The organism is Enterobacter cloacae complex sp. CARB60 (assembly GCF_036487345.1).
GTDB lineage: Bacteria > Pseudomonadota > Gammaproteobacteria > Enterobacterales > Enterobacteriaceae > Enterobacter > Enterobacter asburiae_D.
Genome location: NZ_JAZKLC010000002.1, coordinates 1689575 through 1711355 on the forward strand (window position 1 = coordinate 1689575; position 21781 = coordinate 1711355).

Below are 21781 nucleotides of genomic sequence, written 5' to 3' on the forward strand. Positions count from 1 at the left end.
CGCCGGTTGCGGCAGGTCAATAAGAGGCTATTATTTTTGACTTTGCTGCGTATTCCCTGACAGGACATCCAGACGCTATGCCCGTGAATTTTGACCTTAACGATCTTTATGCTTTCAGAGCGTTAGTGGAATACGGTAACTTCCGTGTCGCTGCTGAATCTATCTGCTTATCCCAGTCGGCGCTGAGCCGCAGGATTGAAAAGCTGGAGGCCGCGCTGGGAAACCGGCTGTTCGATCGTACCACCCGCCGCGTGGCCTTAACCTTATACGGGCAAAACTTTGCTGAACGCTCCGCGCAGCTGCTCGACAACGTTGAGTCAATGCTGGCGGACGTTGATAAGGTCAGTGAAGAGCGGACGGGGCTGATCGCGGTTGCCGCGGTACCGTCCGCCGCCTGTTACTTTATGCCTGATGTGATCCGTCGTTTTCAGTCTCGCTATCCGAGGGTTCGCATTAAGCTCATCGACAGCAGCGCGGGGAATGTGATTGACGCCGTGGCCCGAAGCCAGGCGGATTTTGGCATCTCCTTCGCAGGAAACTTGCCGTCTGACATCGAATTTTTCCCGCTGGTGGAGGATGTCTACGTTGCGGCGTGCCGAAAGGATCACCCGCTGGCGCAGAAGCGTCACCTGACGTGGCAGGAATTTTACCAGCAGGATTATATCTCCCTCGATAAAACGTCAGGTAACCGTAACCTGCTCGATCGGATGCTGGGGAATATCATTCCCGAACGCCCCAGCGTCTGCGAAACGCGCCACGTTACCACGATGCTCGGCATGGTGGAGGCGGGGATTGGCATCGCTGCCGTTCCCGCCATGTCGATGCCGACGTCAGAGCACACGCTGCTGACGCATCTGCCGCTGGTGGCGCCGGAAGTGAAGCGCACCGTGGGGCTTATCCGGCGCCGGGGGCGCATCCAGTCTTACATTGCGGCTGAACTGGAAAAGCAGATCGCCGAGCAGTATCGCCGGACGTAACGGGGATCATCCCCGTCTCCTGGATGACGGCCCTTGAGGGCGGCGAGGCGAGATAGGTCAGCAGCGCTTTCCCCTCCGCGGGATGTTCTGCATGACGGGTGACCGCACCCGCGAAGCGCGTGATGTACTGCAGATTATCAGGGATTTTCCCGATAAAGGTGACGCCCTGAACCGGCAGCAGCTCGCTAACCTGCTGGAAGCCCACGGCGTATTTTCCTTTCGCCACTTCTGAGGCGACCGGAATACGCTCGACCATTGTCGCTTTGCCCGCCACGTCCTTTTCAATCCCCAGCTTTTTGAACAACGCCTGGCTGACATACCTGCCGCTGGCGCTGTCAGAGTAGGCGATGGAGCTGGCCTGCAGCAGCGTGTTACGCAGACTCGCCTCGCTGCTGATATCCGGGACATCCGCACCTTTTTTCACCACCATGCCAACGGGAGAGTCCGCGAGCTCGGTTCGCGAACCCGGCTGGGTCTGGCTGGCCTTTTCGAGCTTCTCCAGCGCATCGCCCACCATAATCACCACGTCGGCTTTCTCACCGCGCGCCAGTCGGTTTGGGATCGCCTGCGGCGTCGTGCCCATTGAGGGGCCGGGGATGATCACAATTTTATCCCCGGTCCGGCGTTCATATTCCGGGGCCAGCTTTTCAAGGGCGGCTTTGAAGCCGCCTGAGATCATGACCTTCACGTCCTGAGCACAGGCGTTGACGCTCAGGAGCGTCAGCACCAGCGCGCTGGCGGTATAGCGATAAGTGCGTTTCATACTGCCCCCTGTGACTTAACGGTGTTTTGCAGCGATACCGCGCGGCGGCGGTAGAGGTAGAGCGTGGCCAGCAGGGCACACACGGCAGCGAAACTCATCCAGTAGCCGGGCGACGCTTTGTCACCGGTGTATTCAATCAGCGCGGTGGACATTACCGGGGTAAAGCCGCCAAAGACCGCCGTTGCCAGGCTGTAAGCCAGAGAGAACCCCGCCACGCGCACTTCAGCAGGCATAATCTCCGTCAGGGCCGGGATCATCGCGCCGTTATACAGGCCGTAGAGGAAGGAGAGCCACAGCAGCACGCTCAGCATCATGGAGAAGCTGGGAGCGCTCGCCAGCAGCGTCAGGGCCGGGTAGCTGGTTGCCAGCGCCAGTAGGGCCATGGCAATCAGCACCGGCTTGCGCCCGAAGCGATCCGACAGCGCGCCGCCCACCGGCAGCCAGACGAAGTTAGAAATCGCCACCAGCAGCGTGACCAGCAGGCTGTCCGAGGCGCTGAGCATCAGCACCTTTTTGCCAAAGGTGGGTGCGTAGACGGTGATCAGGTAGAACGCGGTGGTGGTCATCGCCACCATCAGCATGCCCGCGACCACTACCTGCCAGTTGCCAAGCAGCGTTTTAAAGACCTGACGCATCTCCAGATGCTGGCGGCGCGCGCTGAACTCTTCCGTCTCCTCCAGCTTGCGGCGCAGGAAGAAGATAAACGGCACGATTAAACAGCCGAACAGGAACGGGATGCGCCAGCCCCATTCGCGAATGGCGCTCTCCTCCATCAGGGCGTTCAGGGCAAAGCCCATCGCCGCGGCGACCATAATGGCGACCTGCTGGCTGCCGGACTGCCAGCTGGTGTAAAACCCTTTGCGGCCCGGCGTGGCGATTTCAGCCAGATAAACCGAGACGCCTCCAAGCTCTGCACCGGCGGAAAAGCCCTGCAGCAGACGGCCCGTCAGCACCAGCAGCGGCGCCCACAGACCGATGCTTTGATAAGAGGGGATAAGCACAATCAGAAACGTCCCCGCCGCCATGATGGAAAGCGTGACGATAAGACCCTTTCTGCGCCCCACCTTGTCGATATATGCGCCAAGCACAATGGCTCCGATGGGCCGCATCAAAAAGCCCGCGCCGAAGACGGCGAAGGTCATCATCAGCGACGCAAATTCACTGCTCGCCGGGAAGAACGTGTGGGCGATGTAGGTGGCATAGAAGCCGAAAAGAAAGAAATCGAACTGTTCGAGAAAATTGCCGGACGTCACGCGAAATATCGCGCCCGCCTTAGACCGTACGGTTGCAGGTGAGGTTGAGGAAAACATGGTTATCTCCAGTTTATTGTTGACGTTTTACGCGTCTGTTTCTGAAAACTGGATCAGGACGAGGAAATAGATAAGCGCAAATGCCGCATCGACTGATGCATTTTTTGCATGAATACCATTCATCGTTCAAATAGAATTAATGGCAACAATAACTTAACAAATTGTTGTCTTTTTATTCACCAGTATTCTGTAAGTCTCTGATATTGCGATTTTGTGATGTGGCGCAGAGGGACGCTTCAGAAAGAGCCGGGTAACCGCTTCATTACCCGGCGAGTGCAATTTAGCGCAGCGCCCTGGCAATGGCGCTGAACATCAGAGAGGCCTCCAGCGGCTGGGCGCTAAAGGACGGCTCCGCCTGCGGCCAGGTAGACCACTGGACGATAACCAGCTTTTCCTTCTGGTTCACTACGATCATTTGCCCAAAAATGCCCAGCGCCCAGAGTGAACCTTTCAGCGAATCCTGCGCTGCTGGCTCAACGCCGGTGGCGTTGGCGGGCACCGCGTTGTTCCACCACTGATAGCCGTACAGCCCGTCCGGATGGGCGTCTGATACCGAGCCTTTCGCCTTCGTCCAGTCTGACGACTGCGGGATCCAGTTATCCGGCAGGATCGTCTTACCGTTCGGCAGCGTACCGTTGTTGCGGATAAATTCCCCGAAGCGACCCCAGTCCTCCAGCGTGGCGTTAAAGCCGTGCGCGCCGACGTCGTGCTGACCTTTGCTGTATGCGTGCCACACGCCGTCGCTCGCCATGCCGTACGGCTGCCAGATGCTTTTCTCCAGATAGGCCGCGAGCGTCATGCCGGTGGCGCGCTCCAGCACGTCGCCCAGCAGCCAGGCGCCGCCGGAGGAGTAAGACCAGCTCTCTCCGGCCGGGTGAACCCTGCGTAAACCCTTCACCAGCCTGCGCACGCAGTCGTAGGTACCCGGCTTCGCCTCGCACTCGGTGAGCTGCGCGAAATCGGAGTTCGGGTTGGTGTAGTCCTCGTTCCACGCCACGCCCGAGGTGTGGGTGATAAGCTGTTTGAGCGTCACGCCGTCCCACGCGGTGCCTTTCAGATCGGGTTCATACTGTGTGACCTGGTCGTTGAGCGAGTGAATTTTTCCCTCTTTGAGGGCAACGCCCACCAGCGCCGAAACGACCGATTTACCTACCGAGCGCGAGGTCCAGAGCGTGGAGTTGGTATTACCCTGTGCGAGATACTTCCAGGCGATTTTGCCGTCCTTCAGCACCAGCATGCCGCTGACGTTCTGGCGTTTAAGGTACTCCTGCAGGCCGTAGCGCCTGCCGTTGACCTGATAGTGGGCGTCCTTGAGCGGCTTGTCCGACACCCGCAGCGGCACGGCGCTACCGTGGCGGAAAATATCCCCGGCGTAGTTGCGGTAGTCATTGCGAAAGCCCACCACGCGGTCAGCCTGGCTCCAGGTGAGCATCTTGTGGGTGTCCGGCAGCGCGGCGTCAAAGGGGGCAGGGCAGGCGCTGAGGCCGGTGCCTTCGCAGGCGGCCATTGCCGCAGGGGACAGCAGGCTACTGAAGACAAGACCCGCCAGCAGAGCCTGGTTTACCTTTCTGTTTTTCATATCCGTCTCGTATGGGTTAAGAACGGCTTCAGTTTAAAAAGCCCGGCGCTATAATAAAAAACGCATAATGGGGGAAAATCCCCCCAAAAAACGGAGGAAACGTGGCGGGCCTACTCTATTCCTTTGCACAGCTTGAGGCATTTACCGCCGTGGCTGAGAACGGCAGCCTGAGTAAAGCGGCAGTGGCGCTGAAAAAAGACCGAACGACGCTTCGCGATCTGATTGATTTTCTTGAGGACGGGTTGGGCTATGCGCTGTTTATTCGCGACGGGCGTACCCTAAGGCTCACGGCGGAAGGAGAGCAGCTTCAGCGCCAGGCGCATCTGCTGATGCGGCAGGTAAAAGCCTTTGAGGCCTTTGCCAGAGAAGTGCCCCACGGTGCCACCCAGGATCTGACGCTGGTCTACGATCCTTTTACGCCCAGAGTCTTTCTGCACGAGGTCATCGCTGAAATGGTGGCGCGAAAAGTCCGGCTGAGCCTCATCTGCGCCTCGCGCGATGAATCTGAACGCCTGCTGGAGAGCGGCCGCGCGGATCTGGCCATCTGCCAGGCGCGCAACCGCAGCGTGGGAAACGACATGGAGTGGCGGGCCCTGGGGGCAATCGATATGGATTTTTACGCTTCCGGCACGCTGTTTGCGGATATTTCATCCCCCCTGTCGCTGCTTGACCTCTCCCTGGTTCCCCAGGTCGTTATGCACCCTGCCTCGGACGAGCCGGTCGCGCGTCGCCTGCAGATTTCCGGGCATACCCTTTTTACTAACGAGCCGGAAATGCTGCGCGGCCTGCTGGAACGCGGATGCGGCTGGGGATTCTTACCGACCCATTTTCATGCTGCGCGGTGGCAAAACGTAAAAAGGCTGCGCACCGAAGTGGGCAGCCAGGGGATTAGTCAGACGATGGTCACCATCTGGAAGCCGGGGAGCGACAAGCGCGCCATCGTTGCTGACGCGCTGGCGCTACTGCCGGACGTGTGGAAGCACTCAGCGCTGTGAACAGCCTTTGCACTGCTGGTTCTGGATCTGCTGGAAGAAATCGTTGCCTTTGTCATCCACCAGGATAAACGCCGGGAAGTTCTCGACTTCGATTTTCCAGATGGCTTCCATTCCCAGCTCCGGATACGCGACGCATTCCAGGCTCTTAATGCTGTTTTGCGCCAGCACCGCCGCAGGGCCGCCAATGCTGCCCAGGTAGAAGCCGCCGTGCTTATGGCAGGCGTCGGTTACCTGCTGGCTGCGGTTACCTTTCGCCAGCATGATCATGCTCGCGCCGTGGGATTGCAGTAAGTCCACATACGAGTCCATACGTCCCGCCGTGGTCGGGCCGAGTGAGCCAGACGCGTAGCCTTCCGGCGTTTTGGCCGGGCCCGCGTAGTAAATCGGATGATCTTTGACGTACTGCGGCAGTTCTTCACCGTTGTCGAGCAGCTCTTTCAGCTTCGCGTGGGCGATATCGCGCGCTACGATGATGGTCCCGTTCAGCGACAGGCGGGTAGAGACCGGGTGCGCGGAAAGCTGCGCCAGGATCTCATTCATTGGCTTGTCGAGATTGATGCTCACCACGTCGCCTTCGCCCTGCTGGCGCAGTGATTCAGGAATATACTGGCCCGGGTTGTGCTCCAGTTTCTCAATCCAGATCCCGTCGCGGTTGATTTTCGCTTTGATATTACGGTCCGCGGAGCAGGAGACGCCCATGCCGATCGGGCAGGAGGCGCCGTGACGCGGCAGGCGGATCACGCGGATATCGTGGGCGAAGTATTTACCGCCGAACTGCGCGCCGAGGCCGAGGTTCTGGGCTTCCTGGAGCAGCTCCTGTTCAAGCTGAACATCGCGGAACGCCTGGCCGTGTTCGTTGCCTTCGGTCGGCAGCGCGTCGTAGTAGCGGGTGGAGGCCAGCTTCACGGTTTTCAGCGTGCTTTCGGCTGAGGTACCGCCAATCACAAACGCGATATGGTAAGGCGGGCAGGCCGCAGTGCCTAGGGTGCGCATCTTCTCAACCAGGTAGTTTTTCAGCTTCGCCGGGGTGATCAGCGCTTTGGTTTCCTGGTAGAGATAGGTTTTGTTGGCAGAACCGCCGCCCTTCGCCATGCACAGGAATTTGTATTCGTCCCCGTCCACGCTGTAGAGATCGATCTGCGCGGGCAGGTTGGTGCCGGTATTCACCTCTTTATACATGTCCAGCGCCGCGTTCTGCGAGTAGCGCAGGTTATCTTCAATATAGGTGTTATACACGCCCTGGCTCAGCGCCGCTTCGTCACCGCCGCCGGTCCAGACGCGCTGGCCTTTTTTACCCATGATGATCGCGGTGCCGGTATCCTGACAGGTTGGCAGCACGCCTTTGGCGGCAATCTCGGAATTGCGCAGGAACTGCAGGGCAACATACTTATCGTTCTGGCTGGCTTCCGGGTCGTTCAGGATCGCGGCAACCTGCTTCTGATGGGAAGGACGCAGCATAAACGCAGCATCGTGGAAGGCCTGCTGCGCCAGCAGGGTCAGCGCTTCCGGCTCCACCTTCAGGACTTCCTGACCGTCGAACTCGGCAACGGAAACGTGCTCTTTGGTCAGCAGGTAGTATTCGGTGTCATCGTGCGCGAGAGGGAAGGGGTTCTGGTAGATAAACGGTTTGTTTGACATAGCGTATTGCTCCACAAAAATAAAACCGCCGGAGGAGAAGTCCGGCGGTCAGGAATCAGAACATCATGGACATCCACGGATAACCAATCAGCAGCAGGGCCGCCAGGAAGATGGCACCGAAGATGGTGCCGAGGCGCCAGTAGTCTTTGGTTGGCAGGTAGCCGCTACCGTAGTAAATCGGGCTTGGGCCAGTACCGTACGGGGTGATGATCCCCATGACGCCCAGCGAGGTCACCATCAGCAGGACAAACACTTCCATATTCATGCCCGGAATGGTGGAGGCGATGGTCAGCATCGCTGGCAGCAGCGCCGTCGTGTGCGCGGTGGTGCTGGCAAACAGGTAGTGCAGCAGGTAGAACGCCAGCAGCAGGACGATGGTCGCCACGCCCGGAGAGATACCGCTCATCAGCAGGCCGCCTTCTTTACCTAACCAGCTGATAAAGCCGGTAGAGGAGAGGCCATCCGCCAGTGCCACCAGGGTGGCGAACCAGACGAAGGTGTTCCATGCGGCTTTGTTACCGGTGATATCGTTCCACTCCAGCACGCCGGTCCACAGCATCAGACCAACGATGAGCAGGGCAGCCATGGCAGGCTCAATCCACGCGGCAGCGAAGATCCACATCAGCAGCGCACAGCATACGAACACCAGAAGCAGAATTTCATTGCGGGACAGCTTGCCGAGTTTTTCCAGCTCGCGGGTCGCCCACAGCGGCACTTCGTTATTCACTTTGACTTCAGGTGGGTAGAACCAGTAGGCCAGCAGCGGCATGGCCAGAATCAGCAGGATACCCAGCGGCAGGAAGGCAAGGAACCAGGTACCCCAGGAGATATCAATCCCAACCGTACTTTTCACCAGCGCCAGGGCCAGCAGGTTTGGCGCGAGGGCGGAGAGGAACATTGAGCTGGTGATACAGGCCGCGGTGATCGCCACCCACATCAGGTACGAACCAATCTTACGCGCGCTTGGGTCATTAGGTTTTGAACCGTACAGCGGCGGCAGGTTAGCGATGATCGGGTAGATGGTCCCGCCGCTGCGCGCGGTGTTGGACGGGGTGAACGGCGCCAGCAGCAGGTCCGCAAACGTAATGGCGTAACCGAGCGTCAGGCTGCGACGGCCCAGGTACTTCACCAGAATCAGCGCCAGACGGCGGCCGAAGCGGGTTTTGTCATAGCCTGCGGCGAACATAAAGGCACCGAAAATCAGCCAGACGGTAGAGTTACCAAACCCGCTCACCGCCCATTTAAAGGAGGCGCCCGCCAGCTTGAATTTTGGGTCAGCCAGTTGGTCAGGGCTGAACAGCACCCACTGGCTGCACAGGGCAATGGCGACGACGCCGGTCAGGCCGATTACCGCACCCGGCAGGGGTTCGAAGATCAGACCGACGATCACGCCGACAAAGATGGCGAAGTAGTGCCATGCGTAAGGCGGCAAGCCTTCAGGAACGGGAACAAACAGCAGCAGTACGGCGACGACGATGGGTAACGCCATCATCAGCAATCGTTTTGCGTTTCCATTTGATGCCTGGTTCGCCACAGGGGGCGTTACAGCAGTTTTTGTATTCATAGTTTCACGTCTTAAGTTGTCAAAAATTCGGTCGCACTGAAAAACAAAATCACTTTTTTAAGTTTCTTTGCTTTTTTTAGTTATTAAAGGTGCTTTTTTGTGTTTTCAGTAATAGCGATTTAACGCGTTTTTGTGTGCGCTAAATTAAAAAATGATGATGTTTTTATATTGCGCTTTTGAATGCCATAACTATTGATCGCGATCAAAAAAATAGAATTGCAGCGTTATTTTTATGCTTTTATTAATAACCACTCTGGCGTATGTGGGTATTGCGTATTTTTTACGTGTTATTTATCATTTTCTTAACAATATTGATTTCGGTGTAATCATATCTTGTTGTTTTTATAGGCTTTAAATGTGTGTCGGTGAATTGGTTTTACCATTAATCATTTAACGAATTTTAAATTATTGTGAATGGCTGAATTACAATCGCTAACACCAATGTGTTATTTCTGTTATTGCAGGGATTAAATAGTTTTTTAACTAACGTAATAACTTTAGAAACTAAAAAAATCATTATATTAATATCATGACATCGGCAAATAACGACGAAATAAAAAATCAATCCGATAACGAATTCTTAATTTTTAAAAGTTTGGAGTTTCTATTATGAGCACTAACGAACGCATTCTAAGCCCCTTCACATTACCGAATGGTACTGAACTGAAAAACCGTTTGTTAATGGCCCCTATGACAACCTGTACCGGCTACTACGACGGCACCGTCACCAGCGAGCTGGTGGAGTACTATCGGGCCCGTTCCGGCAGCATTGGTACCATCATTGTGGAATGCTGCTTCGTCGACGATCTCGGTCTCGCCTTCCCGGGTGCCATCGGTATTGATAATGACGAGAAAATTGCCGGGCTGGCGAAAATCGCAGAGGCCATTAAGTCCAAAGGGTCTAAGGCGCTGCTGCAGATCTACCACGGCGGCCGCATGGTCGACCCGAAACTGATCGGTGGCCGTACCCCGGTTGGCCCGAGCGCCGTAGCCGCGCCGCGTGAAGGTGCCGCAACGCCGGTTGCTATGACCGCAGAAGAAGTAGAAGGCATGATCGGCAAGTTTGGTGAGGCCGTGCGCCGCGCCATCCAGGCCGGTTTTGACGGCGTGGAAATCCACGGCGCAAACACCTATCTGATTCAGCAGTTCTATTCGCCGAACTCTAACCAGCGCGACGACGAGTGGGGCGGCAGCCGCGATAACCGCGCGAAGTTCCCGCTGGCGGTGCTGGACATTACCCACAAAATGGTGCGCCAGTACGCGGACGACGCGTTTATTATTGGCTACCGCTTCTCCCCTGAAGAGATGGAAGTCCCGGGCATTCGCTTTGACGACACCATGTATCTGCTGGAAAAACTGGCGGCGCGCGGCGTGGACTACCTGCACTTCTCCGTCGGCGCGACCCTGCGTCCTTCCATTGTCGACACCCAGGACCCAACTCCGCTTATCGAAAAATACTGTGCGATGCGTTCTGAAACGCTGGCTCAGGTTCCGGTCATGGGCGTTGGCGGCGTGGTAAATTCTTCAGATGTGAATGAAGCGCTGGACCACGGTTACGACCTGATCGCCGTTGGCCGCGCCACCATCGCTTATCCGGACTGGACAGACCGCATCGCCGCTGGCGAAAGCCTTGAGCTGTTTATGGACAGCACCCAACGCGAGGCGCTGAGCATTCCTGAACCGCTGTGGCGTTTCTCGCTGGTTGAAGCGATGATCCGCGACATGAGCATGGGGGAATCCAAATTCAAACCGGGTACCTTTGCTGAGAAAGTACAGGATGACGCTAACGAACTGGTGATTAACGTCAGCCTGGAAACCGACCGCATTGCGGACATCGAGCTGGCCTCCGGCCCGAGCGAAGACGTTGAGTTTGTGACCAGCTTTGAAGAGATCCGTACCCGCATTCTGGACGCCAATACCCCGCACGTGGATGCCATCACCGGCGCAACCAGCCAGAGTGAAGCGGTGAAGAAAGCGGTCTCGAAAGCGATGCTGAAGTCCAGCAAAGCGCTGGCTGCGGAAGAGGGCGTTGACCCGAACGAAACCCGCAGCGTGGACGTGGTCGTTGTCGGCAGCGGCGGTGCCGGTCTGGCGGCGGCGATTCAGGCTCACGACGAAGGCGCGAGCGTGCTGATTGTCGAGAAAATGCCAACCATCGGCGGGAACACCATTAAAGCCTCTGCAGGTATGAACGCCGCCGAAACCCGCTTCCAGCGCGTGAAGGGCATTCAGGACAGCAAAGAGCTGTTCTACCAGGAAAGCCTGAAAGGTGGCGGCAACAAGAACAACCCGGAACTGCTGCGCCGCTTTGTCGAGAACGCGCCGCAGGCGATTGAGTGGCTGGCAACGCGCGGCATTATGCTGAACGACATCACCACCACCGGCGGGATGAGCATCGACCGTACTCACCGTCCAAAAGACGGTTCTGCGGTGGGGGGCTACCTGATCAGCGGCCTGGTGCGTAACGTCAACAAACGCAATATCGAGGTGATGCTGGATACCGCCGTCAGCGACATTATCTTCGAGAACGGCGAAGTGACCGGCGTACGTCTGACCACCGAAGAGAATGAAACCGTCACCGTGGCAACCAAAAGCGTGATTGTCGCTACCGGTGGTTTCAGCGCCAACAGCCAGATGGTGGTCAAATACCGTCCGGATCTGGAAGGGTTCGTCACCACCAACCACAAAGGGGCAACCGGTGGCGGTATCGCGCTGCTGGAGCGCATCGGGGCGGGTACCGTGGATATGGGCGAAATCCAAATTCACCCAACCGTTGAGCAGAATACCTCGTACCTGATTTCCGAATCCATTCGCGGCGGCGGGGCGATTCTGGTCAACCAGAAAGGGGAACGCTTCTACAACGAAATGTCGACCCGCGATAAAGTCTCGGCGTCAATCATCGCGCTGCCGGAGAAGTACGCTTACATCGTCTTTGACGAGCACGTCCGTGCCAAAAACAAAGCCGCGGATGAGTACATCGCGAAAGGTTTCGTGACCAGCGCCAGCTCGCCAAAAGCCCTGGCCGAGGCGCTGGGGATGGATCACCACGCTTTCCTCGCGACGCTGGAACGTTACAACGGTTTCGTTGAAAAACAGCACGATGACGATTTTGGTCGTACCACCGCGCTGCGTGCGCCTATCAACGAAGGGCCATTCTACGCCATTCAGATTGCGCCAGGCGTGCACCACACCATGGGCGGCGTGACCATCAACACCGAAACCTGCGTGCTGGACAGCAACCACAACGTGCTGCCAGGGGCATTTGCGGCCGGTGAAGTGGTCGGCGGGATCCACGGCGGTAACCGTATCGGCGGTAACGCAGTGGCAGATATCATTATTTTTGGTACGCTTGCAGGACATCAGGCGGCTATGCGTTCGAAAAAGCAGTAAGACCCCTGTGTTGTAGGCCGGATACGCGCAGCGTTATCCGGCATTTTCCCCGGCGGCGCGGTGCCTGCCGGGGCTACATCTGAGGACTCATGCTATGCCTGATAGCCATCGCGTTTACAGCTACTCCGCCGTCCTGATGGGCTCACCCATTCTCCTGAAACTCTTCTCCCACGACGAAGCCCTCGCGTCCCGCGTGTTTCGCCTGATTAAACAGTACGAAGATCTGCTCACCGTCAACCGCGCGCACTCGCAGGTGATGGACATCAACCATGCCGCTGGCCAGCATCCGGTTACCGTCAGCCGACCGGTGTTTGAGTTGATCCGCTGTGCAAAAGCGGCAAGCCTGCTTAAGGACAGTGCGTTTAACCTGGCGATAGGTCCGCTGGTGAAGCGCTGGAAAATTGGTTTTCAGGGTGACAGCGTTCCGCCTGCCGATGAAATCGCGTCGCTGCTGGCGATTACCCGTCCTGAAGATGTCCTTCTTGATGAGGCCAGCAGCAGCGTGTTTCTGACCAGAGCGGGGATGGAGATCGATCTGGGGGCCATCGCCAAAGGCTATATCGCCGACAGGGTGCGCGATTACCTTCGTAAAGAGGGCGCAGAGCTGGGGCTGATCAACCTCGGCGGGAACATCCAGACGTTGGGCTCGCCGGAAGGGGGGTGGGGCGTGGGGCTGAAAAAACCGTTCGCCGATGACGCGCTGATCGGCACGATGACCGTAGAGAACCTGTCCGTCGTGACGTCGGGAACCTACGAGCGCTACTTCGAAAAAAACGGCAGGCGCTATCACCATATTCTCGACCCGCGTACCGGGTATCCGCTGGACAACGAGCTGGACAGCGTGACGATTGTTTCGAAAGACTCTATCGACGGCGATATCTGGACCACGCTGATGTACGGCATGGGCGTTGAAAAAGGCTGCGCTGCGCTGCGTTCCCGTCCTGATATCGAAGCGATTTTTGTGACCAAAACAAAAGAAGTGGTGTTCTCTTCAGCACACCACTTCCGCTTTACCCTGCTGGATAACGACTACCGCGTTACTGACAGTATTGCTTGAGCAGGCCGGTCTGCTCCGGCTGGAGACGGTAGCGATACACCGGCCGCCCGGTGGCACCGTAGTGAATGCTGGTGAACAGAATGTTGATTTGCGCGAGCCAAATCAGGTATTTACGGCAGGACACGCGGGAGATATTGACCGCGTTAGCCAGGTCATCGGTAGAAAACTCCGTCTCCGGGTGAGCGTCAATCCACTGGCAAATCGTGCGCAGCGTTTGCGGCGTTAACCCCTTCGGCAGCTTTTTACTGTCCGCCAGTTCCGGCGCCCCGCCGTGGATCAGCCGGTCGACGTCGGCCTGCTCATAATACTGGTGCGAGCCCATCAGGTTGTGCTTTGCCTTCCAGCCGTTCAGCGCCTCTTCAAAGCGCGGGAACTGGAACGGCTTGATCAGATAATCCACCACGCCGTAGTGGATGGAGGTCTGGATCGTGGCGGCGTCGGCAGCCGACGAGATCATAATCACATCGATTGGGCGGCCGGATGCGCGAATAACGGGCAGCAGATCCAGCCCGTTATCCTGCTGCATATAGACATCCAGCAGCACGAGATCGACAGGCTGGCCGGGGTTATTAATGATGGCCTCGGCCTGGTTTAGCGTGGAGGCGACGCCGCAGCAGCTAAAACCTTCAACACGGTTGACATACAGACGGTTGAGGTCGGCTACCATGGCATCATCATCGACAATTAATACATTTATCACGCGATATTCCTCTCGCTATCCCAGGGGATGTGAACAAAAAATTGGGTAAATACGCCCGGCTCAGACTCGACGGTGATATCGCCGCCGAGGTTCTGGATTTGCTGGCGAGCAAGGAACAGCCCAACGCCGCGGTTTTCACCTTTGGTTGAGAAGCCCTTTGTAAAAATAGCCTCCAGCTGGGTGGGATCAATGCCGGGGCCATCGTCGCTGACTTCGCAGCTGAGCCAGCCGTTCTGATAATGCAGCAGCAGGCCGATCTCACCTTCCTGCTGTCCTTCCATCGCGTCGAGCGCGTTTTCAATAAGGTTACCCAGCGCGGTGATCAGCACCGCGACCTGCTCTTCACTCGCGGTATCCGGTATCTGGCATTCATCCGCCAGCGTCAGGGTGACGCCCGCTTCTTTCGCCCGGTTGATTTTACCCAGCAGGAACCCGGCGATAACCGGGGATTTTACCTTGCTCTGTATCGTACCGATATCCGTCTGGTAATTTTGTGCCGTCTGAATGATGTACTCTTCCAGCTTGTCGTAGCGCTTCATGTGCAGCAGGCCCAGGATCACATGCAGTTTATTCATAAACTCGTGGGTATGGCTGCGCAGGGCGTCGACGTAGTTAACCATGCCATCAATACGCTGCATCAGCTGGCTGATTTCCGTTTTATCACGGAAGGTGGTGATGGCGCCGATCACCCGATCCTGACTTTTAACGGGCACCATGTTGCACAGCAATAGCCGTCCGTTGCAGCTGATCTCCTGATCCTGGCGCGCGACGCCCGTTTTTGAGACTTCACGCAGGCTGGCCAGCAGGGGCGCGCTGGCGTTTTCGGTCTGCTTGCCGGAGGGGAGAAGCAATATTTCTCTGGCGGTCTGGTTGATCATCGTCACGCGCCCGTGAATATCGACGGCCAGCACCCCCTCGCGAAGCGACTGCAGCATCGCCTGACGCTGTTCGAACAGGGCGGAAATTTCGTAAGGTTCGAGTCCGAACAGAATGCGTTTCAGGACCCGCACCAGACCCCAAATGGCCATCGAACTCATAAAAATACTGAATAAAATGGTCCAGACGGCGTTTAGCCGCCCGCGGGCAATCTGCTCTTCAACCTTATTGAGGGAGATACCGACCACCACCACGCCGATCTGCTCGTGCTGGCCGTCGTAGACGGGCGTAAAAACGCGCAGCGCTTCGGCGAGCGCGCCCCGGTTAACCGATACGTTCTCTTTGCCTTCCAGCGCGGGGGTTAAATCGTCACCGATAAAATGCAGCCCCAGCAGCGCCTCGTTCGGGTGAGAGTAGCGGATCCCGCGCATATCGGTAACCACGGTGAACAGCAGATCGTTTCGTTTCGTCACCGCCTGGGCGATGGGCTGAATAATATTCTCCTGCGGTGCCTGCATCAGGCCGCGCTGTATCTCGGGGCTGTCGGCGAGGGTGCGGGCGATACCCAGAGCCGTATCTTTAACATCATCGCGGGTCGCCCGGGTGATTTGTACGGAGTAGAGCGCAAAGACCACCAGCAGCACAGAGGCAATAATCGCGCACACCATCAACGTGACCAGGGTATTCAGCTTCATGGGGCGCTTGCGCGTCGGAAGGAAAGGCTGCAAATCGCTCATCAACACTCCGCGATGATTAAGAAAGGGGTAATTATCGCTGATGACGCGCTTTTCTTAAAGCCATGTAAAGGCGTGGATTTGGTCCTCTTTTCGTGACCCCCCTCGCAGGTCATCTATATAAAACACTTTATAGTGTATGGGTACTCATAATAAGGAGGCTGTTTATGAGCATTATGCTTACCGGTTCGGTCAAGGAAAGACGGCACGCCAGCACGATGAATATTGATAGATTGTCCACGCTGGACATGCTGAAAGTCATTCACCAGGATGATGCACTCATTTCTGCTGCTATTACCCCCTGTTTACCTACTCTCGCCCGCGTGGTGGACAACGCCGCCGCGACGCTCAGCCACGGCGGTCGCCTGGTCATCGTTGGCGCGGGGCCGTCGGGGCGGGTTGCTCAACAGGTTGCCGATGACTATGCGCCGGGCAAAACCCCTGTGATTGCCGTGACGGCACAAGAAGGGGAAGGGAGCTACGAGCGCGGCGTTGCCGATCTGCAGGCCATCAAGTTTGGTGAACACGATATGATGCTGGCCGTGACCGTCAGCGGAAAAACGCCGTGGGTCTGGGGAGCAATGCGGCACGCGTGGTCGCTGGGTTCACCGGTCGCCATTATTACCGGTGATGCGCAAAGTGAAGCCGCGCAGCTGGCAAGCATGGTTATCGCTCCGGAGCTGGGTGCCGATGTCGTCGCAGGGTATATCAACACCAAAGCGGGGATTGCGCAGAAAATGATCCTCTCGATGATCGCCACCGGGCTGGCCGTTCGGACCGGACGGGTTTACAGCAATCTGCGCGTGGATCTTGAGGCAAGCACGACCAAATGGGCTGAACGGCAAATCGCCATTGTGATGGAAGCGGGGGGATGCAGCCGGGCGGAGGCAAAAGCCGCGCTCGAGAGCTGTAACCATCACTGTAAAACGGCGATATTAATGGTGCTGACAGGACTGGATGCGTGGAAAGCCCACGATCTGCTGGCGCAGAATAACGGGTTTATCCGCGTGGCGCTGCAGGAAGCGCCATAATATACACCGTGAAGACGTAAAAAAGGCCGCAGTTGCGGCCTTTGGTATTTTGGGGATTAGAACTGGTAGGTCATGCCGATGCCAACGATGTCATCGGTGGAAATACCGTATGCGTCATACAGCGCTTCATCGTTGTCCAGCATGTTGATTTTGTAATCAACATAGGTGGAGAAGTTTTTGTTGAAGCTGTAGGTCATGCCCAGGTCGATGTAGTTAACCAGATCCTGATTGAATCCTTTACCGTCCAGGTCTTTACCTTTTGAGTAAACCCATGCCAGGGAAGGACGCAGACCGAAGTCGAACTGGTACTGTGCTACCGCTTCGAAGTTCTGAGTCTGGTTAGCGATGCCAAAGTTACCGATTGGCGTCATGTTGCGGGTTTCTGCATACATCATCGCCAGGTAAACGTTATTTGCATCGTATTTTGCGCCAACGGTCCAGGCTTCAGCTTTTTCACCACCGGCAAAACCGACGCCTTCGTAGCTTTTACCGTATCCAACCTGTTTGTTGGTACGATCGGAAGAGGAGTACGCTGCACCCAGGCTCAGACCGAAGTCAAAATCATAGGAAGTGGACATGCCGAAGCCGTCGCCGTTCTGGAAGCGTACGTCTTTATGACCGTTTTTGGTGCCTTCCTGATCTTCTGTTGCATCCTGGCCTTCGTTCGCACCCTGATACTGCAGCGCGAAATTCAGACCTTCCACCAGACCGAAGAAATCGCTATTACGGTAGGTTGCCAGACCGTTAGCGCGACCGTTCATAAAGTTATCGGTCCAGGTGTAAGAGTCGCCGCCAAATACAGGCAGCATATCGGTCCAGGCTTCAACGTCGTACACGACGCCGTAATTACGGCCATAATCAAATGAACCGTATTCGCCATATTTCAGGCCAGCATATGCCAGGCGGTTAAACGATTTGTCACCCGCGCCTTCGGTATCGTTAGCGTAGGTTTTGTATTCCCACTGGCCGTAACCGATCAGGTCGTTAGCGATCTGAGTTTCGCCTTTGAAACCAACCTGTACATAGGTTTCATCGCCATCGTCGCCAGGGTTGTCAGAGAAGGTATGACGCGCATCGACTTTGCCGTACAGGTCAACTTTGTTGCCGTTTTTGTTGTACATCTCAGCCGCATTTGCTGCGCCTGCCATTAATAAGGCGGGTACCAGAATTGCCAGAACTTTTCTTTTCATTATATATTCCCTTGAAAGATAATTTATATGAATATATGTAATCACCCTCCGTAATTACAGGGTCGATACTATTGCAGGAGATGTCATTTAGTTTCAAAAATAAATGTAATTAAATTCGATGAAATATTGCAAAATATTTCTATTAATCTCTTTATTTTTCTGGTGAATTAATTCATTGAATTTATGTGATGTAATTATTATTAAGTATTTCGCAATTCTATTTTTAAATTGGTTTAATTCGGCTGTGTTATAATTCAGCTTCTTTTAAACAACAGGACATGACGATGGAACTTGCCCGGTGGCAGCAGAGATTTGAGCGCTGGCTCGAGGAAAACCACAGCACCGACGATACCGCACATGATATTTCGCATTTTCGTCGGGTCTGGATGATGGCGCAAAAAATCATGGATCACCAGTCGGTGGAGCCGCTGGTGATCCTGACCGCATGCTACTTCCACGATATTGTCAGCCTGCCGAAAAACCATCCCGAACGCAGCCGCTCGTCACGGCTGGCAGGGCGCAAGACGTGTGACATCCTGCATCGCGACTTCCCTGACTTTCCTCCAGAGCACGCTGCCGCCGTCGCGCACGCGATTGAGGCGCACAGCTTCAGCGCCGGGATTGCGCCGCAGAGCGTGGAGGCCAAAATCGTGCAGGACGCAGACCGGCTGGAAGCGTTAGGCGCTATCGGTCTGGCGCGCGTCTTTGCCGTCTCGGGCGCGCTGGGCGTGCCGCTTTTTGATGCCGACGATCCCTTTGCCGATGCGCGTACCCTTGACGATCGCGCGTTTGCCTTTGACCATTTTCAGACCAAGCTGCTTCGCTTGCCTGATACAATGCAAACGGAAATGGGCCGCGAGCTGGCACGTCACAATGCCGATTTCCTGATCCAGTTTATGGCGAAACTCAGTGCCGAATTACGCGGCGACTGCATCGGGCTGGATAGCCAGGTGTTGAACCGCTTCTGTCGCAGTTTGCGCAATTGAACTGTGGTAATCTGTTCCCAGTCTTTATTCTCCGGTTAAAAGAATGCAGGAAAATCGATCAGTGACAGAGCCCGCGCCTGAGCAGGCTGAGAAATCAACGGCAACGGTGCAGGCGTTACTGCGCCAGCTGTTGGATATCTATGATGCTAAAACGCTGGCCAATCTGCTGGTGGCGCACGGCGAGAGCCACTGGAGCCCGGCGATCCTTAAACGTCTGCTGACCAGCGAACGCGCAGGGCGTCGCCTGAGTGAAGGCGAGTTTCGTTATCTGCAAAACCTGCTTCCGCGTCCTTCTGCCGCGCACCCGAACTATGCCTTCCGCTTTATCGATCTGTTTGCCGGTATCGGCGGCATCCGACACGGTTTCGAAGCTATCGGTGGCCAATGCGTGTTTACCAGCGAGTGGAACAAACATGCCGTGCGTACCTACAAGGCCAACTGGTACTGCGATCCGCACGAGCATCATTTCAACGCGGATATCCGCGATGTGACCCTGAGCCATAAAAGCGGCGTAACGGATGAACAGGCCGCCGAGCATATTCGCCAGACGATCCCGGCGCATGACGTGCTGCTGGCTGGCTTCCCGTGTCAGCCCTTCTCGCTGGCCGGTGTCTCCAAAAAGAATGCCCTCGGACGCGCCCACGGCTTTGCCTGCGATACCCAGGGAACGCTGTTTTTTGACGTGGCGCGCATTATTGACGCCCGTCGTCCGGCCATTTTTGTGCTGGAAAACGTCAAAAATCTTAAGAGCCACGACGGCGGAAAAACCTTCCGCATTATCATGCAAACGCTGGATGAACTGGGTTATGACGTAGCCGATTCACAGGACATGGGCGCGGACGATCCCAAAATCATTGATGGGAAACATTTCCTGCCCCAGCATCGCGAACGTATTGTGCTGGTGGGTTTCCGCCGCGATCTCAATCTGAAAGGCGATTTCACCCTTCGGGATATCCCGTCTTTATATCCCGAGCGCCGTACTACCGTGGCCGACCTGCTGGAACCTGTCGTTGATGCGAAATTTATCCTTACCCCGGTGCTGTGGAAATATCTCTACCGCTATGCCAAGAAGCATCAGGCGAAGGGCAACGGATTCGGTTTTGGGATGGTAAACCCAAACGATCCGCACAGCGTAACCCGCACGTTGTCCGCTCGCTACTATAAAGACGGCGCGGAAATTCTGATCGACAGAGGCTGGGACAAGGCCCTGGGTGAAAAAGATTTCGACGATCCGAACAACCAGCGTCACCGTCCGCGACGCTTAACGCCGCGGGAATGCGCCCGGTTGATGGGTTTTGAGACCCCGCAGGGTTACCGCTTCCGCATTCCGGTTTCAGACACCCAGGCGTACCGCCAGTTTGGTAATTCGGTGGTGGTTCCCGCGTTCGCGGCGGTGGCCAAACTGCTGGCCTCGCGCATCAGACAGGCGGTGGCACTCCGTCAGGGTGAGGCCGTCAATGACGGATGTTCACGATAAGGCGACGCGCAGCAAAAACATGCGTGCCATCGGCACGCGTGACACCGCCATCGAAAAGCGCCTGGCCGGGCTGCTGACGCAGGCGGGGTTTGATTTCCGCGTCCAGGACCCCGCGCTTGCGGGCCGTCCGGATTTCGTCATCGACGCCTGGCAGTGCATCATCTTTACCCACGGCTGTTTCTGGCACCACCACGACTGCTACCTGTTTAAAGTCCCCGCGACGCGCACCGATTTCTGGCTGGATAAAATTGGCAAGAACGTCGAGCGTGACAGCCGGGATCTCAGCACGCTGATTGCGCAGGGCTGGCGGGTACTGATCGTCTGGGAGTGCGCGCTGAGAGGCAGATTAAAACTGAACGATGCCGATCTGACCGAACGGCTGGAAGAGTGGATCTGCGGCGGCGGCCAGACCGCGCAGATCGACACGCAGGGTATTCACCTGCTCAAGGTTTCTCCACCTCGCAAGGCGTGACCACCGGTTTTGCTGGCAGCAAATATTTGCCAAGGGTGACCAGCACGACGGCAAAAACAATCACCCCTAATGCCAGCCATTCAATAGAAGAGAGCGTTTCTCCGCCCAATCCTGTCCCAAGCAGCACGGCCACGACCGGATTGACGTAGGCATAGCTGGTGGCGACTGCCGGGGAGACGTTGCGGATCAGGAACATGTAGGCGTTAATGGCGATGATAGAGCCAAACAGCGCCAGGTAGCCTACCGCCAGAAAGCCCGACAATGGCGGCAGGGTCGTCAGCTTTTCTCCCGTCAGCGTGGAGGCCAGCAGCAGCACAATTCCGGCGGCCAGCATTTCAATCGCCCCTGCCATCATGCCGGCCGGCAGTTCGATACGCGAACCGTAGACGGAACCAAACGCCCAGCTCATCGAGCCAATCAGGATGATGACGGCGCCCCACGGATTCCCGCTCAGGTTGCCGCCGCTATTCAGCAGAATGATCCCGGCCAGGCCAATACCAATCCCCAGCCATTCCAGCTTGCGGGTACGGATACCGAAAAGACGGCTAAAGCAGAGGGTAAACAGCGGTACGGTGGCAACGACCACGGCGGCGATCCCGGACGGTACGTTCTGGTGCTCGGCAATCGTGACAAAGCCATTTCCCACCGCCAGCAGCAGCAGGCCGATCAGGGCGGCATTCAGCATCGGGCGCAGCGGGGGAAGCTTGTGCCCGCGCAGCAGCAGAAAGGCCAGCAGCAGCACGCCAGCCGAGAGGAAGCGGATGCCCGCCATCATCAGTGGGGGCCAGCTTTCCACGCCAATGCGAATGACAAAGTAGGTTGAACCCCAGATGATGTACAGCGAAAATAGTGCCCCAATAAGCGGTAGCAATTGCCGGAAACGCATAATCCCTCACGACGAAATAAAAAGGTCGCTGATAGTAAACGCGAAAACTATCGCGCTGGCGAGCCCTTTAATTGTGTAGCTGGTGTGAATTTTTTGTTGACGTAAGGTGCCTGTTTCCGGGTTTGCGCTTTTGCTCCATACTATTCACCTAATTAC

17 protein-coding genes are annotated in these 21781 nt (G+C 56.5%); 8 read left to right on the top strand and 9 right to left on the bottom strand.

Annotated elements, in window-relative coordinates:
* Positions 1-77: 77 nt before the first annotated feature.
* On the top strand, positions 78-977 hold the full coding sequence (locus V4835_RS09040) for a LysR family transcriptional regulator (RefSeq protein ID WP_331411983.1): 900 nt from the start codon (positions 78-80) through the stop codon (positions 975-977).
* On the opposite strand, the gene V4835_RS09045 is transcribed toward V4835_RS09040, so the two are convergent.
* From V4835_RS09045 to V4835_RS09055, 3 genes are all read right to left on the bottom strand, one after another.
* Positions 895-1740: a substrate-binding domain-containing protein gene (locus tag V4835_RS09045; RefSeq protein WP_331411984.1), complete on the bottom strand. Its 846-nt coding sequence runs from the start codon at positions 1738-1740 to the stop codon at positions 895-897. The genes V4835_RS09040 and V4835_RS09045 overlap by 83 nt on opposite strands.
* Positions 1737-3050 carry an MFS transporter gene (locus V4835_RS09050; protein WP_331411985.1) on the bottom strand — a complete coding sequence of 438 codons (1314 nt, stop codon included), beginning with the start codon at positions 3048-3050 and terminating at the stop codon, positions 1737-1739. The genes V4835_RS09045 and V4835_RS09050 overlap by 4 nt, the downstream gene beginning before the upstream one ends.
* Positions 3051-3330: 280 nt before the next feature.
* Complete coding sequence (locus tag V4835_RS09055; protein WP_331411986.1) at positions 3331-4629, bottom strand: serine hydrolase domain-containing protein; 1299 nt, start codon at positions 4627-4629, stop codon at positions 3331-3333.
* A 101-nt stretch (positions 4630-4730) separates the two neighbouring features.
* On the opposite strand from V4835_RS09055, the gene V4835_RS09060 reads away from it, so the two are divergent.
* Entirely contained in the window at positions 4731-5624 is an 894-nt protein-coding gene (locus tag V4835_RS09060) for a LysR family transcriptional regulator (protein ID WP_331411987.1), read from the top strand.
* Here the strand turns inward: V4835_RS09060 and fumA are convergent.
* Together fumA and V4835_RS09070 are read right to left on the bottom strand one after the other, a co-directional pair.
* On the bottom strand, positions 5613-7262 hold the full coding sequence (gene fumA, locus V4835_RS09065) for a class I fumarate hydratase FumA (protein ID WP_331411988.1): 1650 nt from the start codon (positions 7260-7262) through the stop codon (positions 5613-5615). The two genes, V4835_RS09060 and fumA, sit on opposite strands and share 12 nt — an antisense overlap.
* A gap of 55 nt (positions 7263-7317) precedes the next feature.
* A complete protein-coding gene (locus V4835_RS09070) occupies positions 7318-8826 on the bottom strand; it encodes an anion permease (RefSeq protein ID WP_074147235.1) in 1509 nt (502 codons plus the stop codon).
* A 609-nt stretch (positions 8827-9435) separates the two neighbouring features.
* Here V4835_RS09070 and V4835_RS09075 point away from each other — a divergent pair.
* Positions 9436-12216 (top strand): flavocytochrome c, encoded by a 2781-nt coding sequence (locus tag V4835_RS09075; RefSeq protein ID WP_331411989.1) that lies wholly within the window; start codon positions 9436-9438, stop codon positions 12214-12216.
* A gap of 94 nt (positions 12217-12310) precedes the next feature.
* Positions 12311-13273 (top strand): FAD:protein FMN transferase, encoded by a 963-nt coding sequence (locus V4835_RS09080; RefSeq protein WP_331411990.1) that lies wholly within the window; start codon positions 12311-12313, stop codon positions 13271-13273.
* Here the strand turns inward: V4835_RS09080 and dcuR are convergent.
* Positions 13254-13973 carry a two-component system response regulator DcuR gene (gene dcuR, locus V4835_RS09085; RefSeq protein WP_023336197.1) on the bottom strand — a complete coding sequence of 240 codons (720 nt, stop codon included), beginning with the start codon at positions 13971-13973 and terminating at the stop codon, positions 13254-13256. The two genes, V4835_RS09080 and dcuR, sit on opposite strands and share 20 nt — an antisense overlap.
* On the bottom strand, positions 13970-15586 hold the full coding sequence (locus tag V4835_RS09090; RefSeq protein WP_063143643.1) for a sensor histidine kinase: 1617 nt from the start codon (positions 15584-15586) through the stop codon (positions 13970-13972). Before V4835_RS09090 ends, dcuR begins: the two co-directional genes overlap by 4 nt.
* Before the next feature lie 164 nt (positions 15587-15750).
* Here V4835_RS09090 and V4835_RS09095 point away from each other — a divergent pair, with 164 nt between their 5' ends.
* Complete coding sequence (locus V4835_RS09095) at positions 15751-16614, top strand: N-acetylmuramic acid 6-phosphate etherase (RefSeq protein WP_331411991.1); 864 nt, start codon at positions 15751-15753, stop codon at positions 16612-16614.
* Positions 16615-16670: 56 nt separating this feature from the next.
* Here V4835_RS09095 and ompC read toward each other — a convergent pair whose 3' ends face one another.
* A complete protein-coding gene (gene ompC, locus V4835_RS09100) occupies positions 16671-17804 on the bottom strand; it encodes a porin OmpC (protein ID WP_331411992.1) in 1134 nt (377 codons plus the stop codon).
* Positions 17805-18088: 284 nt separating this feature from the next.
* Here ompC and V4835_RS09105 point away from each other — a divergent pair, with 284 nt between their 5' ends.
* The 3 genes from V4835_RS09105 (at position 18089) to V4835_RS09115 (ending at position 20739) form a co-directional block, all read left to right on the top strand.
* On the top strand, positions 18089-18790 hold the full coding sequence (locus tag V4835_RS09105) for a phosphohydrolase (protein WP_331411993.1): 702 nt from the start codon (positions 18089-18091) through the stop codon (positions 18788-18790).
* Positions 18791-18851: 61 nt separating this feature from the next.
* Entirely contained in the window at positions 18852-20267 is a 1416-nt protein-coding gene (locus tag V4835_RS09110; RefSeq protein WP_331411994.1) for a DNA cytosine methyltransferase, read from the top strand.
* Positions 20248-20739: a very short patch repair endonuclease gene (locus V4835_RS09115; RefSeq protein ID WP_331411995.1), complete on the top strand. Its 492-nt coding sequence runs from the start codon at positions 20248-20250 to the stop codon at positions 20737-20739. The genes V4835_RS09110 and V4835_RS09115 overlap by 20 nt, the downstream gene beginning before the upstream one ends.
* Here the strand turns inward: V4835_RS09115 and yedA are convergent.
* On the bottom strand, positions 20711-21625 hold the full coding sequence (yedA, locus tag V4835_RS09120) for a drug/metabolite exporter YedA (protein ID WP_331411996.1): 915 nt from the start codon (positions 21623-21625) through the stop codon (positions 20711-20713). The two genes, V4835_RS09115 and yedA, sit on opposite strands and share 29 nt — an antisense overlap.
* Positions 21626-21781 lie beyond the last annotated feature (156 nt).

What these genes read in the sequence shown, in the direction of transcription:
- V4835_RS09040 (WP_331411983.1), top strand. Translation starts at nt 78, where the DNA reads ATGCCCGTGAATTTTGACCTTAACGATCTTTATGCTTTCAGAGCGTTA.
- V4835_RS09045 (WP_331411984.1), bottom strand. Translation starts at nt 1,740, where the DNA reads ATGAAACGCACTTATCGCTATACCGCCAGCGCGCTGGTGCTGACGCTC.
- V4835_RS09050 (WP_331411985.1), bottom strand. Translation starts at nt 3,050, where the DNA reads ATGTTTTCCTCAACCTCACCTGCAACCGTACGGTCTAAGGCGGGCGCG.
- V4835_RS09055 (WP_331411986.1), bottom strand. Translation starts at nt 4,629, where the DNA reads ATGAAAAACAGAAAGGTAAACCAGGCTCTGCTGGCGGGTCTTGTCTTC.
- fumA (WP_331411988.1), bottom strand. Translation starts at nt 7,262, where the DNA reads ATGTCAAACAAACCGTTTATCTACCAGAACCCCTTCCCTCTCGCGCAC.
- V4835_RS09070 (WP_074147235.1), bottom strand. Translation starts at nt 8,826, where the DNA reads ATGAATACAAAAACTGCTGTAACGCCCCCTGTGGCGAACCAGGCATCA.
- V4835_RS09075 (WP_331411989.1), top strand. Translation starts at nt 9,436, where the DNA reads ATGAGCACTAACGAACGCATTCTAAGCCCCTTCACATTACCGAATGGT.
- V4835_RS09080 (WP_331411990.1), top strand. Translation starts at nt 12,311, where the DNA reads ATGCCTGATAGCCATCGCGTTTACAGCTACTCCGCCGTCCTGATGGGC.
- V4835_RS09090 (WP_063143643.1), bottom strand. Translation starts at nt 15,586, where the DNA reads ATGAGCGATTTGCAGCCTTTCCTTCCGACGCGCAAGCGCCCCATGAAG.
- V4835_RS09095 (WP_331411991.1), top strand. Translation starts at nt 15,751, where the DNA reads ATGAGCATTATGCTTACCGGTTCGGTCAAGGAAAGACGGCACGCCAGC.
- ompC (WP_331411992.1), bottom strand. Translation starts at nt 17,804, where the DNA reads ATGAAAAGAAAAGTTCTGGCAATTCTGGTACCCGCCTTATTAATGGCA.
- V4835_RS09105 (WP_331411993.1), top strand. Translation starts at nt 18,089, where the DNA reads ATGGAACTTGCCCGGTGGCAGCAGAGATTTGAGCGCTGGCTCGAGGAA.
- V4835_RS09115 (WP_331411995.1), top strand. Translation starts at nt 20,248, where the DNA reads ATGACGGATGTTCACGATAAGGCGACGCGCAGCAAAAACATGCGTGCC.
- yedA (WP_331411996.1), bottom strand. Translation starts at nt 21,625, where the DNA reads ATGCGTTTCCGGCAATTGCTACCGCTTATTGGGGCACTATTTTCGCTG.